Source organism: Bartonella sp. A05, assembly GCF_026930145.1.
GTDB lineage: Bacteria > Pseudomonadota > Alphaproteobacteria > Rhizobiales > Rhizobiaceae > Bartonella.
Window position 1 is genome coordinate 224731 of record NZ_JANHOJ010000003.1, and the last position, 16093, is coordinate 240823.

General features: G+C 38.9%; 15 protein-coding genes and 1 tRNA gene. 10 read left to right on the forward strand and 6 right to left on the reverse strand.

The features are described 5' to 3' along the window. Nucleotides 1–933, forward strand: a complete 933-nt coding sequence (locus NPX98_RS04575) for an electron transfer flavoprotein subunit alpha/FixB family protein (RefSeq protein WP_269022934.1) — start codon at nucleotides 1–3, stop codon at nucleotides 931–933. A 3-nt stretch (nucleotides 934–936) separates the two neighbouring features. Further along, entirely contained in the window at nucleotides 937–2595 is a 1659-nt protein-coding gene (locus tag NPX98_RS04580) for an electron transfer flavoprotein-ubiquinone oxidoreductase (RefSeq protein WP_269022936.1), read from the forward strand. Nucleotides 2596–3255: 660 nt separating this feature from the next. On the opposite strand, the gene NPX98_RS04585 is transcribed toward NPX98_RS04580, so the two are convergent. The 5 genes from NPX98_RS04585 to NPX98_RS04605 all read right to left on the reverse strand — a co-directional run bounded on the left by NPX98_RS04585 (nucleotide 3256) and on the right by NPX98_RS04605 (nucleotide 7584). After that, nucleotides 3256–4053: a pyrroline-5-carboxylate reductase gene (locus tag NPX98_RS04585; RefSeq protein ID WP_269022982.1), complete on the reverse strand. Its 798-nt coding sequence runs from the start codon at nucleotides 4051–4053 to the stop codon at nucleotides 3256–3258. A 352-nt stretch (nucleotides 4054–4405) separates the two neighbouring features. Continuing rightward, entirely contained in the window at nucleotides 4406–4774 is a 369-nt protein-coding gene (locus NPX98_RS04590) for a YraN family protein (protein WP_269022938.1), read from the reverse strand. 5 nt (nucleotides 4775–4779) lie between these two features. Next, nucleotides 4780–5667, reverse strand: a complete 888-nt coding sequence (rsmI, locus tag NPX98_RS04595; RefSeq protein WP_269022940.1) for a 16S rRNA (cytidine(1402)-2'-O)-methyltransferase — start codon at nucleotides 5665–5667, stop codon at nucleotides 4780–4782. A 46-nt stretch (nucleotides 5668–5713) separates the two neighbouring features. After that, a complete protein-coding gene (pyrF, locus tag NPX98_RS04600; RefSeq protein WP_269022942.1) occupies nucleotides 5714–6415 on the reverse strand; it encodes an orotidine-5'-phosphate decarboxylase in 702 nt (233 codons plus the stop codon). 74 nt (nucleotides 6416–6489) lie between these two features. Continuing rightward, nucleotides 6490–7584: an Mrp/NBP35 family ATP-binding protein gene (locus NPX98_RS04605; RefSeq protein WP_269022944.1), complete on the reverse strand. Its 1095-nt coding sequence runs from the start codon at nucleotides 7582–7584 to the stop codon at nucleotides 6490–6492. Between the two features lie 658 nt (nucleotides 7585–8242). On the opposite strand from NPX98_RS04605, the gene rpmH reads away from it, so the two are divergent. The 8 genes from rpmH (at nucleotide 8243) to NPX98_RS04645 (ending at nucleotide 14248) form a co-directional block, all read left to right on the forward strand. Then, complete coding sequence (gene rpmH, locus NPX98_RS04610; RefSeq protein WP_269022946.1) at nucleotides 8243–8377, forward strand: 50S ribosomal protein L34; 135 nt, start codon at nucleotides 8243–8245, stop codon at nucleotides 8375–8377. Between the two features lie 121 nt (nucleotides 8378–8498). Continuing rightward, the gene (gene rnpA / locus NPX98_RS04615; protein ID WP_269022947.1) at nucleotides 8499–8867 is read left to right on the forward strand and encodes a ribonuclease P protein component; all 369 of its coding nucleotides are present in this window, start codon (nucleotides 8499–8501) and stop codon (nucleotides 8865–8867) included. Nucleotides 8868–8880: 13 nt separating this feature from the next. Next, nucleotides 8881–10707 carry a membrane protein insertase YidC gene (yidC, locus tag NPX98_RS04620; RefSeq protein ID WP_269022949.1) on the forward strand — a complete coding sequence of 609 codons (1827 nt, stop codon included), beginning with the start codon at nucleotides 8881–8883 and terminating at the stop codon, nucleotides 10705–10707. Continuing rightward, nucleotides 10704–11348 carry a ribosome biogenesis GTP-binding protein YihA/YsxC gene (yihA, locus tag NPX98_RS04625; protein WP_269022951.1) on the forward strand — a complete coding sequence of 215 codons (645 nt, stop codon included), beginning with the start codon at nucleotides 10704–10706 and terminating at the stop codon, nucleotides 11346–11348. The genes yidC and yihA overlap by 4 nt, the downstream gene beginning before the upstream one ends. A gap of 149 nt (nucleotides 11349–11497) precedes the next feature. Next, nucleotides 11498–12190, forward strand: coding sequence for a glutathione S-transferase family protein (locus tag NPX98_RS04630; RefSeq protein WP_269022953.1), 693 nt, complete (start codon nucleotides 11498–11500; stop codon nucleotides 12188–12190). A gap of 394 nt (nucleotides 12191–12584) precedes the next feature. Beyond that, nucleotides 12585–13391 (forward strand): 4-hydroxy-tetrahydrodipicolinate reductase, encoded by an 807-nt coding sequence (gene dapB / locus NPX98_RS04635; RefSeq protein WP_269022955.1) that lies wholly within the window; start codon nucleotides 12585–12587, stop codon nucleotides 13389–13391. A gap of 38 nt (nucleotides 13392–13429) precedes the next feature. Beyond that, entirely contained in the window at nucleotides 13430–14050 is a 621-nt protein-coding gene (locus tag NPX98_RS04640; RefSeq protein WP_269022957.1) for a 2,3-bisphosphoglycerate-dependent phosphoglycerate mutase, read from the forward strand. Nucleotides 14051–14163: 113 nt separating this feature from the next. Continuing rightward, nucleotides 14164–14248, forward strand: a tRNA-Leu gene (locus NPX98_RS04645). Nucleotides 14249–14505: 257 nt separating this feature from the next. Here the strand turns inward: NPX98_RS04645 and NPX98_RS04650 are convergent. Next, entirely contained in the window at nucleotides 14506–15441 is a 936-nt protein-coding gene (locus NPX98_RS04650; protein ID WP_269022959.1) for an N-acetylmuramoyl-L-alanine amidase, read from the reverse strand. Nucleotides 15442–16093: the final 652 nt, after the last annotated feature.

Genomic DNA, 16093 nt, shown 5'->3' on the forward strand with positions numbered 1-16093 from the left:
ATGGCAATCCTTTTATTAGCCGAACATAATAATCATTCCTTAGCAGTAGAAACAGCAAAAGCACTCACTGCAGCTCAATCGATTAGCAGTGATATTGACATTTTAGTTTGTGGAACAATGGTTCAAGCTATTGCTGAAAAAAGTTCTCAACTGACTGGAGTGCGGCAAGTTCTTATCGCTGAAGCCGATTACTTAGCACATCAATTAGCCGAACCGATGGCAGCAACAATCGTCGAACTCTCCAATGAGTATGACGTTATTATGGCTGCTTCCACATGCACCGGCAAAAATGTGATGCCACGTGTAGCGGCTCTTCTTGACCTAATGCAAATTTCAGACATTATCGCTGTAGTCACACCTGATACCTTCAAGAGACCAATTTATGCAGGCAATGCTATTGAAACTGTTCGTGCAAATGATCACAAAAAAATTATAACTGTACGCACAGCTTCTTTCGCACCAGCACCCCAAGGAAATACTGCTGCACCCATTAAAACAATAACACCAGCTCCTAACCCAAATCTTTCTTCTTTTGTTAAAGAAGAAACCAACAAAAGTGATCGCCCTGACCTGACCTCAGCACGTGTCATTATATCAGGCGGCCGTGGGCTTGGTTCGCAGGAACAATTTATGAAGCTCCTTTTGCCCCTCGCTAATAAGCTCGGAGCAGCCTTAGGCGCTAGCCGAGCAGCAGTTGATGCAGGATATGCACCCAATGATTGGCAAATTGGACAAACAGGAAAAATCGTTGCTCCTGAACTCTATATTGCCGTCGGCATCTCCGGTGCTATTCAACATTTAGCCGGCATAATGGACGCACAAGTTATTGTTGCCATTAATCAAGATGAAGAAGCTCCCATCATGCATATTGCTGATTATGCTCTTGTGGGCGATCTTCACCACATCCTTCCTGAATTGGAAAAAGCTTTATAAGCTATGAGTGCAAATATGCAGCACCAACGCGAAAGTATGGAATTTGATATCGTGATTGTAGGCGCTGGCCCAGCAGGTCTTTCTGCGGCCATTCATCTAAAACAAATCAATCCCGAACTTTCTGTCATAATTCTCGAAAAAGGTGCTGAAATTGGCGCTCATATTCTATCCGGTGCAGTCGTTGATCCCATCGGCATCGACACCCTCTTACCAGAATGGAGAAATGAACAAAACCATCCCTTTAAAACACCTGTCAGCAGCGATCAATTTTTTCTGCTAAAACCAAAGAAAGCCAAATTATTTCCCAATATTTTTCTCCCAAAAATCTTATCAAATGACGGGTGCTACATCGTTTCTCTTGGTGATGTCTGCCGTTGGCTAAGCAAAAAAGCCGAAGCGCTTGGCGTTGAAATCTATCCCGGTTTTGCCGTATCACACACCCTTCACAATGATAACGGTGCCATTATTGGTGTCCTCACAGGGGATATGGGACTTGAAAAAGATGGAACACCCGGAAAAAATTATATGCCCGGCATGGCCTTACTGGCAAAATACACGTTAATTGCAGAAGGAGCGCGTGGCTCAATTGCAAAACAATTGATGCAAAAATTCGATCTCAATAAAGATTGTGAACCACAGAAATTTGGTCTTGGCCTTAAAGAACTTTGGGAAGTTAATCCCAAAAAACATAAACTTGGTTTAGTGCAGCATTTCACCGGCTGGCCACTAGATAATCATACTGGTGGCGGAGGTTTTCTCTATCACCTAGAAAACAATTTGATTTCTATCGGCTTTGTTGTACATTTAGATTATAAAAATCCTTATCTCTCTCCTTTTGAAGAGTTTCAACGTTTTAAAACACATCCGGCATTATACGAAATCTTTAAAGACGCAAAACGCCTCGCCTATGGTGCTCGCGTCATCAACGAAGGTGGATGGCAATCTGTCCCAAAACTCACCTTCCCCGGCGGGGCACTCATTGGTTGTTCCGCTGGATTTGTTAATGTTCCCCGTATCAAAGGATCACATAACGCCATATTATCCGGTATATTAGCTGCCGATAAAATCGCTGCTGCATTAGCTCAAGGTCGCGCCCATGACGAAGTCAAAGAAATAGAAGAGCAGTGGCGCACTGGTCCCATTGGAAAAGATCTTTATAAAGCCCGCAACGCTAAACCGCTTTGGGCAAAATACGGTACAAAATATGGAATTAAGCTTGCTGGTTTTGATATGTGGTGGCAACAGCTTTTCGGCTTTTCCCTATTTCAAACATTACCACACGGAAAAGCGGACTACGCATGTCTTGAACCAGCAGAAAAATTTCAACCTATTGTTTATCCAAAACCAGATGGTATCGTGACTTTTGACCGTCTCTCAAGTGTTGCTCTTTCCAATACCCACCATGAAGACAATCAACCCTGCCATTTAAAAGTAGTATCACTAGAAAAACAAAAAAACTCTGAATATACAATTTATGGAGGACCTTCTACACGCTATTGCCCTGCTGCTGTCTATGAATGGCAAAACCAGAATCATGCAACCTATATCATAAACGCCTCAAACTGCATACATTGTAAAACATGCGATATCAAAGACCCCAACAAAAATATCAATTGGATTTGTCCGCAGGGGGGTGAAGGGCCTGTTTATCCGAATATGTAACAGCGCCTTATCCTCTTATTTTGCAAAAATCAGAGACTATAAAACTAAATCCATAATATAGCGCTTCCATTCCGTAAAAATCCCAAATACCAAACTGCCATTGAACTTGCAAAGTAAACAGCTTATCGATGAAACCCACATTGACGTAAAAGAAAACAGAAATATCATAAATAACGTTCTCAAAATGAGAAACATTCGCCATATTCTCTATAATTGAAAGTGAAACCATTATCACTTTTTGTACAAATAAATATTACAAACTTTTGGATATCATTAAAAACATCTTTGGCGATATGCACAACTATCGAAGCAATAATAACCTATTCTGTTCTCTAATTGCTTATTTCAACAACGAAATGCTCTTATCGCTGTCATGTCTACCATCAATAACATTGGCAAAAACATTGGCAAATCAGAGATATCTATTGAAAACATTATGAGTATCTCAACTCATTGCAATACAATCCTTTGATTTCTCTTAATAAGGCATTACGTTATAAAAAGGTGGCACCATCACTGCCAATCTATTAATCAGTCAACTTAGACCTACAGCCGCATCTCGATACCACTTATAATATTACGGTATCATGCCTATCAAATACAAAATCAATCTTTTGCCATTCTCCTCACCATTCCGTTGAGATCGGAAAAAAATAATTATCAAGTATTTTTTGAATTTAAAGCATTCATTGTTTGCAAAGCAGCCTCAAGAGCTGTTGTTAAAGCGGCTCGTCCTCCTTGACGAGAAAAACAGCTGGACACAAGTTCATTTGTTCCTCCTTTGGTTGAAAATTCTCTCTCGAGCAGTGTAAAATTAATGGATGTTTGCCCATTATTTACTGCTATTTTGCGCATTTCATCAGAAAGATTACCAAACATCATGGTAAGAAAATCTACCGACTTCTGTTTTTCCAACCCCTGCTTCACCAGCCATTGATGCGCTGTTTCCATAAAATTAAAATAAACCCCCATCAGTGAACCGGCTGTCATAAAAAGATTAAACTGATCTTCCTCATCAAGGACCAATGCCCCACCCAATGCATCAAATAGAGTGCGTAAAAATGGATGCTCAGGATAAATTGGTGTCAAATTTTTGCATTCCGCTACAAAAGGCAATGGAACAGCTCGATAAACTTTATGATTTATCCATTTTTCAACCTCTGATGCTTCCGCCATAGCAAGCACAGAAACAACAAGTTGTTCGGGACGAAACCTAAGAGAACGCAATACTTCTTCTGCAATTTGATTAGGCAAACAAAGAAAAACGCAATCACTGGCATCCAGCAACGCTTGATTGCTTTCAGCAATTGTAACTTTATCATAATCACGTGCAAGACGTTCTGCTATTTGTACACTGCGTGGCGAAACAATAATTGAAGGCACATCAAAAGTGCTCGCCATTAAGCCATCCACCATTGAAGAGCTAATTTTACCGGTTCCCAAAAAGCCAATTTTCATTTCCATTCCTCATTCTTATCATTAAAATAGGACCAACCAGCGCTCAGTATTCTTCACCGTCATAGATTTACGCTTAACAAGGGGTTCAACCTAATCACGATTACCTTTAGCGACTTTTGAAGCATAACTTTTCAGATAAAAAAATAAAGGTCAAGCACAAACAAAAAAAGCTAATGTGCATCACTTTTTAAGCATAATATCAATTTTTTGTAATACATATAAAAGATTGAAAATACTATGTTTTTATATAATCCATTCAATAGATTTATTCATTATCCATACCACCCACTCATAACGTTAAAATGAATGAAATGCTTTAAGCATTATGATTTTAAAACGACATACAGGCCATTCACTCATCAGATTTAAAAAACGCTGGAATATGACGTGGCAAACGCCATGGTAAAATAGCAATTAGATCAAAACGTACGCATAAACGAGAATAATCTTTCTGTCGTGCCAACCAAATATTTGCTGCTGCCTCAATGCGTTTTTCATTCATCCGACCAACGGCATTCATTGCTTCAGCTAATGTTGAACGCGCTTTTACCTCAACCATTAAAACAAGATTTCCACGTCGTGCAATTAAATCAATTTCACCACACTTTGTTTTAAAACGAATTGCTGCAATATGAAAACCTTTCAAACGCAACCACCAAGCTGCCAATTTCTCTGCACGAACACCACGATAAAAAGATTCCTGTCTGCGTTTTTTCTGCATAATTCTTATGTACCCTTTAAAAGGGTCAAACGCTGAAAAAGTTCCTGCTTTTTTAAACCTGTTTTCTTTACTGCTAAAGCAGCCGCCCGAGAAGCAGAATGCATACTGGCCAATTCTAATAATATCTCATCAATTTCTTGAGTACTCATCGTCTCTACAGAGATGATCGCTTCTCCAATCAGCACAACAATTTCTCCACGGATCCGCGTTTTTTGCCCATATTGTTCAAGCAAATCGCCTAAATTGGATACATCTACTGTTTCAAATTTTTTTGTTAATTCGCGACAGATAGCAGCGGGTCTATCAGCCGTAAAAATTGCTACCATATCTTGCAAAGTTTCTACAAGACGGTGAGGCGATTCATAAAAGACTAAAGTCGCAGGAATGGATTTTAATTGTTCCAACCGTTTTTGACGTTGCGCTTTCTTCGCACTTAAAAAACCTGCAAAGAAAAAACTATCCGTAGGAAGACCTGTTGTTACAATAGCAGCCAAAAGAGCCGACGCACCGGGAATTGGAACAATTTTGTGACCAGCGCTACGCGCTTCTCTCACCAATCGAAACCCCGGATCAGAAATCAGTGGCGTTCCAGCATCTGATACAAGTGCTACCGTTTTATTTTCTGCTAAAGCCTCTAAAAGTCTTACCCCTGCTTTGTGCGCATTATGCTCATGATAAAGTACCGGATTTTTCTGAATGCCGTAGCGTTCCAACAAAATACGCGCCATCCGTGTATCTTCACAAGCTAAAATATCAACTCCTGCAAGGACTTGCAAAGCACGAATGGTTATATCTGTAAGATTTCCGATGGGAGTTGCCACCAAATACAGCGCTGATTCTAAAACTGGTGCAGAATAAGCATGACCGCCTATAAAATATTCTTTTTCACGCATATTCAACTACTCAAACTTCATATCCGCTGCTCCATCCGCCTAGCTCTCAACGACAATCACCAACCATTTCTGCCAATATTTTCTTTGCCGCCGCCAAAGGATCGACTGCTTGAATAATAGGCCGTGCTACAACAAGATGACTTGCCCCAGAATCCAATGCTTTTCTTGGCGTCATAACCCGCTTTTGATCACCTGTATCGCCTCCCGCAAGACGAATCCCTGGTGTTACCAATGCCATATCCGCCCCGATAACTTTTCGCAAATGTTTTGCTTCAAGCGCTGAGGCAACAATTCCTCCCATTCCTGCTTGCCGCGCTTGCTCAGCTCTTTTAAGCACCAAATCTTTTAGATTGTCTCTATAACCCGCATTTTGCAAATCGGTCTCATCCATCGACGTCAAAACTGTCACACCCAACAAACATAAATCACTTCCTTGAACCGCTGCTACAGCTGCTTGCATCGCTTTTGGATAAGCGTGTAACGTTAGCATTGAAACGCCCAATTTTGCAATGTTTTCTACAGCCTTTGCAACAGTATGATCTATATCCAGCAATTTCATATCGAAAAATACTTTTTTGTTCGCCCGAATAAGATCTTGGATAAATTCCATTCCCCCAGCAAAAGCAAACTGATAACCAATTTTATAAAAACTGACATGATCGCCCAATTGCGTGACCAATGTCTCCGCTTGTTTAATATCTGGAACATCTAATCCAACAATAAGGCGTTCACGCATTGCAATGGCCATCAACACACTCCATCCTAATATATTACAAGATCGTTTTATCTTGTGAGGCCCATGAACATGAAAAAATCTCAAATTCAAGAAAGCCTATTTCTCACCTGATTAATAATTGCACGATAAATCTTGGCATAATTCCCTTCAGGCTCAGCCACAAAAATCGGCACCCCATCATCTGAAGAAGACCGTAAAACAGCATCAAGCGGCACCTCTGCCAAAAAAGGAATACCCCGGCTTTCTGCTTCTGCACGCGCCCCACCATAGCCAAAAATATCATAACGTTTTCCCGTATCAGGCGCAATAAAATAACTCATATTCTCAATAAGCCCTAAAATAGGAATATCGACTTTCATAAACATTTCCATCGCTTTACGGGCATCAACCAAAGCAAGATCCTGCGGGGTAGAAATAATCAACGCTCCTGTTAAACATACATTTTGAGCAAGTGTTAATTGGGCATCTCCTGTTCCCGGCGGCATATCAACCACCAAAACATCAAGAGAACCCCACAAAACATCTCTTAGCAATTGAATTATAGCCGCCATCACCATGGGACCACGCCATACCATTGGCTTTTCTTCTTCAATCAGAAACCCCATCGACATTAACTTAAGGCCAAATTTTTCAAGAGGTTGAAGTTTCTTTCCATCAACTAGCTCTGATTTTCGATTAACAAGTCCTGTCAAACGTGGCAGTGATGGACCATAAATATCCGCATCCATCAAGCCCGTTTTGAAACCAGCATCTTGTAAGGCTAAAGCGACATTAATCGCCGTTGTAGATTTTCCAACTCCCCCTTTTCCAGAAGCAACCGCAATAACATGCCTAATACCTTCTATTGGCATTTTTCTAAGCAATGCACGCGCTTTATGTTTTGGAGAAGCAAAAAACGCATCTTTGTGCGATTGAGAAAGTATCCTTGATTTTTTCTCTGCTGTAAGCGTTACAACAACAGATTCGACTCCATCTATAGCCCGCACGACCTCTTCAGCTGTGCGACGTAACTGTTCCCATTCCTGCACACGCCCATCAGGAACCGTAATGGAAAAAAAAACCTTGCCATCAGCAATTAATATTTCCGAGAGAAGTCCTAGCGATATAATATCGCTTTTCAAATCTGGCCCTTTAATTTTACGTAATTCGTGGCGGATAGTTTCACGTATGATAGGATCCACGCTCTTTCCTCTTTGTACAAATGCTGGAAAATACAGCAATAAGGATGAAAAAAAATCAGGTCAACTGTTGTCTAAATGTTCCCTTCTTTTCTTTATCAGAAAAATAAAGTTAAGCATATTATGCTTTACCTTTCTCAAAATGCTAAATCATCCCCACGCAAAAAGCTTCAGAACATAAACTCTGTGCAAAATCTCATAACCAATATTGCATCCTACGATCACGTTATGAAGTGTTCTAAAATTCTTTTCAAGAGCTAAAACTGAGCATCCTTCTTTTATGCTGTACAATACAACGATGAATATTCAGAATTACATCTATAGTCATAAAAACAACGCTTCACCATTCTCTCTTTAAATCATCAATTTTTGCTTTAAGCTTAATTTTTTTATTGTTCATTCTTAAATACAGGAAAAACAAGGACAAACTAAGTTATTATAACTCAACAGAACTGCTGAAAACTTACTGAGAATATTAATAATCTTTTCGCATTTTTCCTAAAATAGAAAAGTAATCTAAGATTGACTTTTTTCAGACTTTTTCTTATAGGATTACAATCTACGTCGAAAGTCGTCGAACATAACAGGATAAAACTGTTTATCGAGTGTGTAATTGCACTATAGAATCAAGAAGGGCCGCATACCCGCGGTATTTAAATAAATGAAACGTACTTACCAACCCTCTAAACTCGTTCGTAAACGCCGCCATGGGTTTCGTGCTCGGATGGCGACAGCTGGTGGTCGTAAAATTCTTGCAGCTCGGCGTGCTCGCGGACGTAAGCGTTTATCCGCTTGATAGTTTAAGCTTTCACAACAAATTGAGTGTTTTGAGTTATTCTCTTACAGGTGAAGTGTTTATTATAAACATCAAATGCTTGTCTTTTTTAGAAATTTAATGGAACTGAGAAGCGTCATTTATGAAGAAAAAATATCCCTGCCGTATTCGTAAAAGAGCGGACTTTTTAGCTGTACGGACAGGGGAAAAACGACGTGGTCCTTTGTTTCTTCTTGAAGTTAAATCCCGTGAACGACCAGCTGAAATGCAACATCTTCCGGCTGCACGTGTGGGCTTTACTGTAACGCGTAAAAATGGCAATGCTGTTAAACGCAATCGCATAAAAAGGCGTCTGCGCGAAGCGGTTCGGGTCGGGTTATCAAGCAACATAGAAGCAGGAACAGACTATGTGATTGTGGCGCATCGAGATGCACTTCATGCACCTTTCACATCTCTTATAAGTGAATTAAGCCGACGGATGAAACCAAGAACAAAAAATCCGCAACGGTAATAGGATAGTAAGAATGGAATATAATCGCAATTTCTTTATCGCCATTGGATTGTCCCTTATTGTTTTTGTCGCATGGCATTTTATTTATGTGGTTCCCCAACAAAAAAAGATGCAAGAAACGCGAGCAATTACACAGCAATTATCAAAACAAAATACAGAACTTCCTAATGCTGATGCTTATATCTCTGATGCCGCGCGGACATTGGAACCTATAACCAATCGCCCAATGACACCTGAACTCCGTGATGCGGAATTGGCCAAAACAAACCGTATTATGATTAAAACTGATGAACTTGAAGGCTCCATTAATCTCGTTGGTGCACAATTTGATGATCTTTGGCTCAAAAAATATCATCGAACTGTTGATAAAACATCGCCTCAAATTGCTTTACTAAACCCTCATGGATTCAAGACAACCTATCTTGCTGAATTTGGTTTTACGAGTTCATCCCTAAAAGCCTTACCACAATCGAATACACAGTGGCAGATAGAAGGTGATAATACAACGTTAACTCCTTTAACACCCGTCATCTTAGTTTATAATAACGGACAAGGGCAAATTTTCCGCCGTATTCTTTCAGTTGATAATCATTATATGTTTACTATTGAAGACTCGATTAGTAACGAAAGTGACAATCCTATATCTCTTTCCTCTTATGCTCGAGTTGCACGCACTGCCCCACCAGAACATGAAAATGCAACCTTTTTGCTCCATGAAGGCATGATCGGTATTGCAGGAAATTCGCTTAAAACTGAAAAATATAAAGACTTAGCAGAAATGAGCCCCAATCCCGAAAATGGCCAGAGGAGTGTGACTTTTCCCAACGTCATGGGAGGCTGGATTGGCATTACTGATAAATATTGGGCTGTAGCGGTTATTCCCCCACAAGATAAGGAATATGAGAGTCGTTTTATTTATTTTGACCAACTGAACACACACTATCAATCTGACTTGCGCAACAAACTTTTAACGATTTCTCCTCATGAGACAAAAACCATCACCAACCGCCTCTTTGCTGGTGCAAAAGAAGTTGAAGCCATTAATCACTATCAAAATCAGTTACAAATTAAGAAATTTGGTCTTTTGATTGATTGGGGCTGGTTTGACTTCATCACTAAGCCAATGTTTTCTCTCATTGATTTTCTTTACAAACAAACAGGTAATTTTGGTATCGCTATTCTTCTTACCACAGTGCTCTTAAAAGCGTTTTTGTTCCCGCTGGCAAATAAATCCTATAAATCTATGGCACGTATGAAACTTATGCATCCCATGATGCAGGAAATCAAAGAAAAATATGCGAATGACCGAACGAAACAACAACAAGCAATAATAGAATTATATAAAACCCAGAATATCAATCCACTCGCTGGCTGCTGGCCAGTACTTGTTCAGTTTCCGATATTTTTTGCTCTTTATAAAGTTCTTTATATCACCATTGAAATGCGGCATGCGCCTTTCTTTGGTTGGATTCAAGATTTAGCAGCACCTGATCCCACTTCTATTTTTAATCTATTTGGTTTATTGCCTTATGCAGTGCCGGCGTTTCTAGTAATTGGTGCATGGCCTTTAATCATGGGGATCACAATGTTCCTACAAATGCAAATGAATCCATCTCCCTCAGATCAAACACAAGCCACCCTTTTTATGTGGATGCCAGCTATCTTTACCTTTATGTTAGCATCCTTTCCTGCAGGCCTTGTCATTTATTGGGCATGGAACAATACTTTATCGATTATTCAGCAAAGCATTATGATGAAACGTCAAGGCGTTAAAATTGAGCTTTTGGATAACCTTAAAGCTCTTGTATGCAAGAAACCTAGAAAAGAAGTGCATAAATGACACATTGTCCTGCTCTTTCTGGACTTTTTTCTCGTAATTGGATTTTCATTCGCGGTGTTCCCTCGATAAAATTTCTTCCACCTGAGGGACCACCAGAAATTGCATTTGCGGGACGTTCTAATGTCGGAAAATCTTCCCTCATCAATGCCCTTGTCCGACAAAAAAATTTAGCGCGTACATCAAATACACCAGGGCGGACTCAAGAACTCAATTATTTTATACCTGATTTCAGTAGCCAACCAGGTGATCTCCCTCCTATGGCTCTCGTAGATACGCCTGGTTATGGTTTTGCAGAAGCTCCCAAAAATCTGGTTGATGCATGGACACAGCTGATTTTCAACTATTTACGGGGTCGCACAACACTCAAACGCGTTTATGTTTTAATTGATTCACGCCATGGAATTAAAAAAAATGATGCAGATGTTCTTGATCTTCTTGATAAAGCCGCTGTCTCTTACCAAATTGTTTTAACCAAAAGCGATAAAATTAAATCGAGTGCGCTTGAAAACGTAATAACAACAACAAAAATAAATCTTCTAAAACATCCAGCCGCTTATCCCGAGTTGATAGCCACTTCTTCAGAAAAAGTTGTAGGTTTAGAAGAATTACGTGCAGCTATTTTGCAAGCAATAACACGATAAAATATACCTCTATCTTTGTTATAAATACAACTTAATGTTATAAACATAACTTCTGTTCGTTGTTAATAATCTTGTACTTACAGTAAAGTACCTTTATAAAATTTCTGTTACCTTAAAGAATCCATCGACTCTATTGGATCATATAAACTATGCTGACACTTTTTCATTATCCTCTATCTTCTGCTTCCCGCTTCATACGTCTTATTCTGGAAGAATATGGTGTAGACATTCATCTAATAGAAGAGCATGAATGGGCAAGAAGACCTGAATTTCTTGCACTTAATCCGGCTGGTAATTTACCCGTTCTTCTTGCTGAATGCGAAATCCCGTTATCTGGAGCCACTGTTATTTATGAATATTTAGATGAAACACGTGGTGGACTAAGACAAGAAAAAAAATTTTTTCCCGAAAATCCTCTAAAACGTGCGGAGGTGCGTCGTCTTAACGACTGGTTTTTAAACAAATTTGAAAATGAAATCACACGCCATATTATGCGAGAACGAATCTATAAACTTGAAATGCCGTTAGCTATTGGTGGCGGAGCTCCTAATTCGCAAATTTTACGCAATGCACGTGCCAATATTCCACCACATATGAACTATCTAAATTGGCTCTGTGCATCTCGCGACTGGTTGGTTGACTCTGAAATATCCTATGCGGATCTAGCAGCAGCAGCTTCTATTTCTGTCCTTGATTTTCTGGGAGAAATTGACTGGGAGAAATTTTCTTCTGCTCGAGAATGGTATATGCGAATTAAATCGCGTCCTTCCTTTCGTTCTCTTTTAACTGACCGCATTCGAGGCATTGCACCAAGCCCTCATTATGCAGATCTTGACTTTTAAGCAGATTACAGAAAGGATAATCCCATCACATCATAAAACACAAACCAATTAAGATAACTGAAATTATGAATAATATGTGTATAACAAAATAAAAATAACGTTGACTTTTATCTATAATATCTCCTCTCCATATACAAAACTTATGCATTATAGGAAATAATATATCGATGCAGCAACATATTCTTCAAAATATTTTGAACAATCTTTGCTCTGCATTCATGCTGTTTCTTCTATAATGATAACCAATGTATTTCTTGTCATAAGTGTATACAAACCAACTATTAGATTAAACACCAAACCTGCGAACGATTTTTTTCTATATGGAAAAAGAACTGTTGGAAAGAGCAAGAGAATTTGCCTATAATTAAAAATAAAGCGTCATAAGGAGAAGGATATGCGCCTTACAATTGTTGGTGCTAATGGCAGAATGGGACGTGAGCTGATTGCAGCTATCCAGCACAGAAAAGATATTGAGCTCAGTACTGTACTTGTACGCCAAGAGTCACCTTTCGTAGGAAAAGACGCCAGCATTTTGATTGGTTCAGAACATCTCGGAGTGCGCGTCACAGATAATCCAGAAGATGCCTTTTCTCACACAGAAGGTATTTTAGATTTCACTCAGCCACAAGCCAGTGTGGCGTATGCTAATTATGCGGCTCAAAAAGGTCTTGTTCATATTATTGGAACAACTGGATTTAGCAAAGAGGAAGATACACAAATTGCCGCTTTCGCGAAACATACAACCATTGTTAAATCCGGAAATATGAGCCTTGGCGTTAATCTGTTGGCGAATCTTGTGAGAAAAACAGCTAAAGCCTTAGACGCTGATGATTTTGATATTGAGATTTATGAGATGCATCATTCTAACAAAGTTGATGCCCCTTCTGGAACAGCTCTTTTTCTTGGAAATGCAGCAGCCAAAGGCCGCAACGTTACGCTTAAGGATGTTTATGTTAACGAACGCAATGGCTATACAGGACAACGTAAAAAAGGCACTATTGGCTTTGCCTGCTCACGAGGTGGAACTGTCATTGGCGACCACAGTGTTACTTTCGCAGGCTCCAATGAACGCATCATTCTTTCACATTCAGCACAAAAACGTTCTATTTTTGCTAATGGTGCCTTAAAAGCAGCTTTATGGGCACAGAATCGCGAAAATGGTCTTTATTCAATGCTCGATGTTTTAGGATTGGATGATTAATGTTCAACAGTCAATAACTCTACTGTAGGATATTCATAATGGGACGCACGCTTGTATTAATTCGTCATGGACAAAGTGAATGGAATAGCAAAAATCTGTTCACTGGTTGGAAAGATCCAGATTTGACAGAAAAAGGCCACGCAGAAGCAATAACAGCAGGAAAGAATTTAAAAGCAGCGGGTTTTAAATTTGATATTGCTTATACCTCCACTCTACAGCGTGCACAAAAAACAGCTCAACATATTTTGGCACAGATAGGACAACCGGATCTACAATTGGTGAAAAATTCAGCATTGAATGAACGCAACTATGGGGATCTATCTGGTCTGAATAAAGATGAAGTACGTCAACGATGGGGACAAGAACAAGTGCATATATGGCGTCGTTCTTATGCCATTGCCCCACCTAGTGGAGAAAGTCTGCGTGATACCGGTGCACGTGTTTGGCCTTATTATATTCACCATATTCAACCTTATATTTTGCGCTCTCAAACTGTTTTGGTAGCAGCGCATGGCAACTCTCTTCGTGCTCTTATTATGGCAATCGAAGGCCTCAGCAGTGAAGAAATCATAACGACAGAACTTGCCACGGGTATTCCAATTATTTATGAGTATAATGCTGACTCAACAATTTTATCAAAGAAGATCATCGAACATTAGATAATTAAAATACAATCGATTCAATAACTTATATTTCATGTTTTTTCAGTTAATCAATAAATTTCTATAATTTTATTGACAGAATTGTTTCATAAGCCTAGATGACTTTCATTGCCCAGATGGCGAAATTGGTAGACGCGCAGGTTTCAGGTACCTGTGCCGCAAGGCGTGGAGGTTCGAGTCCTCTTTTGGGCACCATTCTATCTCAAGAAGTCCAATGAAATAAGTAAGTTAGCAACTTTAATCATTTTTGCCCAATAAATTTTCCTTTTCGGCATCATTAAATTGCTTCTGTAGTATAAAAGACCATACATCATTTGTATTGATTTATTCTTTGACTGTAAATAATATTTTTTCTGCCGATCTAACGTGATAGCAATACTCTGGGTAGAACTGCATATATAGAAAACCTACACTATAGCAGCTCTACATAATTTAAATTAAAGTGAATTGCGCTATTTTGATGAAAAATATTTATCTACCAATGCATAGATAATCGCTGCTGTTTCAATATCTAGGATTCCATCATAATTTTCTTGACGAAAATGAAGTTGAAATGCTCTAATTAAACTTTTATATCCGCTTTCGGTGCCCGCAGAAGAAATATCATATCCATACTGGTTCAATTTAGCCAAAATATCTTCTTTAGTAGGAAGACTCTTACTAAATTGCGACTGATAATGAGCCTTTAGTTCATCATCATACCATGCTCCTATACCCGCATCATAAAGTTCTTTCCACGGGAAAGCTGCACCTGGATCACTTTTCCTTCCAATAGCAATATCACTGTGACCAACAACATTGATTGGCGTAATCTCTGGATAACGTTTCAGGATATTCAATGCAAGCTCTTTAACTGCAGCAATTTGCGTTGGATTGTAGGGAGGAAATGCTAACACCCCATTATTATCAGTAACTAAACTGACTGCCTTACCTGCATCAATCGATTTATCATCTTTACATCTAACCGATGCACGAATATCAGCATACCATGCATGCTTGTTTTCATCAAGCAGATTCAAAACATATGAATCCTTAAGATCCTCTCCAACTTTTTCAAAAAAACAAGAATGGCAGCTTGCTAAATTGACTATCTCAATTCCAATAGATGTATCATTTAAATTATTGCGTCCAGCCCATGCACTCACACCCGCATGCCATGCACGTTCATTCTCATCAACCAGATTAAAAATACGCATATCCTTAAAACCCGCTTCAATATACGTCTTTTCTGAAGGATCAGGAACAAGATAATGCGAACTCACTAAAGATCCGGTAAGAGCTGCGACTGAAGCCTTAAAATCAATTGCAGTATAGTGCATTACCAAAAAACGGATGCGACGATTAAAACTTTTTACAGAACGATAACTATTATAGTCAATCTGATACATAGAAAAATCCTTTTTTTCAATTCACGAGTACCATGTAATGCTTACAATCAATCGTCCACTAAACCAGCAGTTACATTATTTTTGAGAGTTATTTGCCATATATTTTACTATCTATTGTACTCAATCTTTAATATTTGCGCTAAAAATTGAATTGAACAATCATAAAACATAAAAACAATTATCAATAATAAGTACTAACTCCCACACTCTCTCCACATAATCTAGTGAAGAGGTAATAAGACATCAATAAAACCTGATTAACCACTTATCTTCTCAGACAATGCCCCAGCACAGTATTTTTTGAGAAAAAATTAACAAAATAATTGATTTAACACTTCTCAATATCACGCGTACGACACAGATCTACCTGTTATTTATTGGAAATAATGCATAATCCACTTGAACTTTCTATCGCAAACAACACGACTCATTGCGCCTAATTGCTTAGCAACAAACTAAGCGTACCTAGTAGCACCTTGAAAAAACTTTACGGCGATTTATTGACGCATAAATTGATAGCTACCAATATTTATATTTCGTTTTTCATGGTCATATTTTTCAACAAAATCCGAAAGTTCTTATTTGGACACAACATAAATGGTTATAGAACCCTTTTTGAGATTGCATATTATTATAGAATTTACCGTGTCTC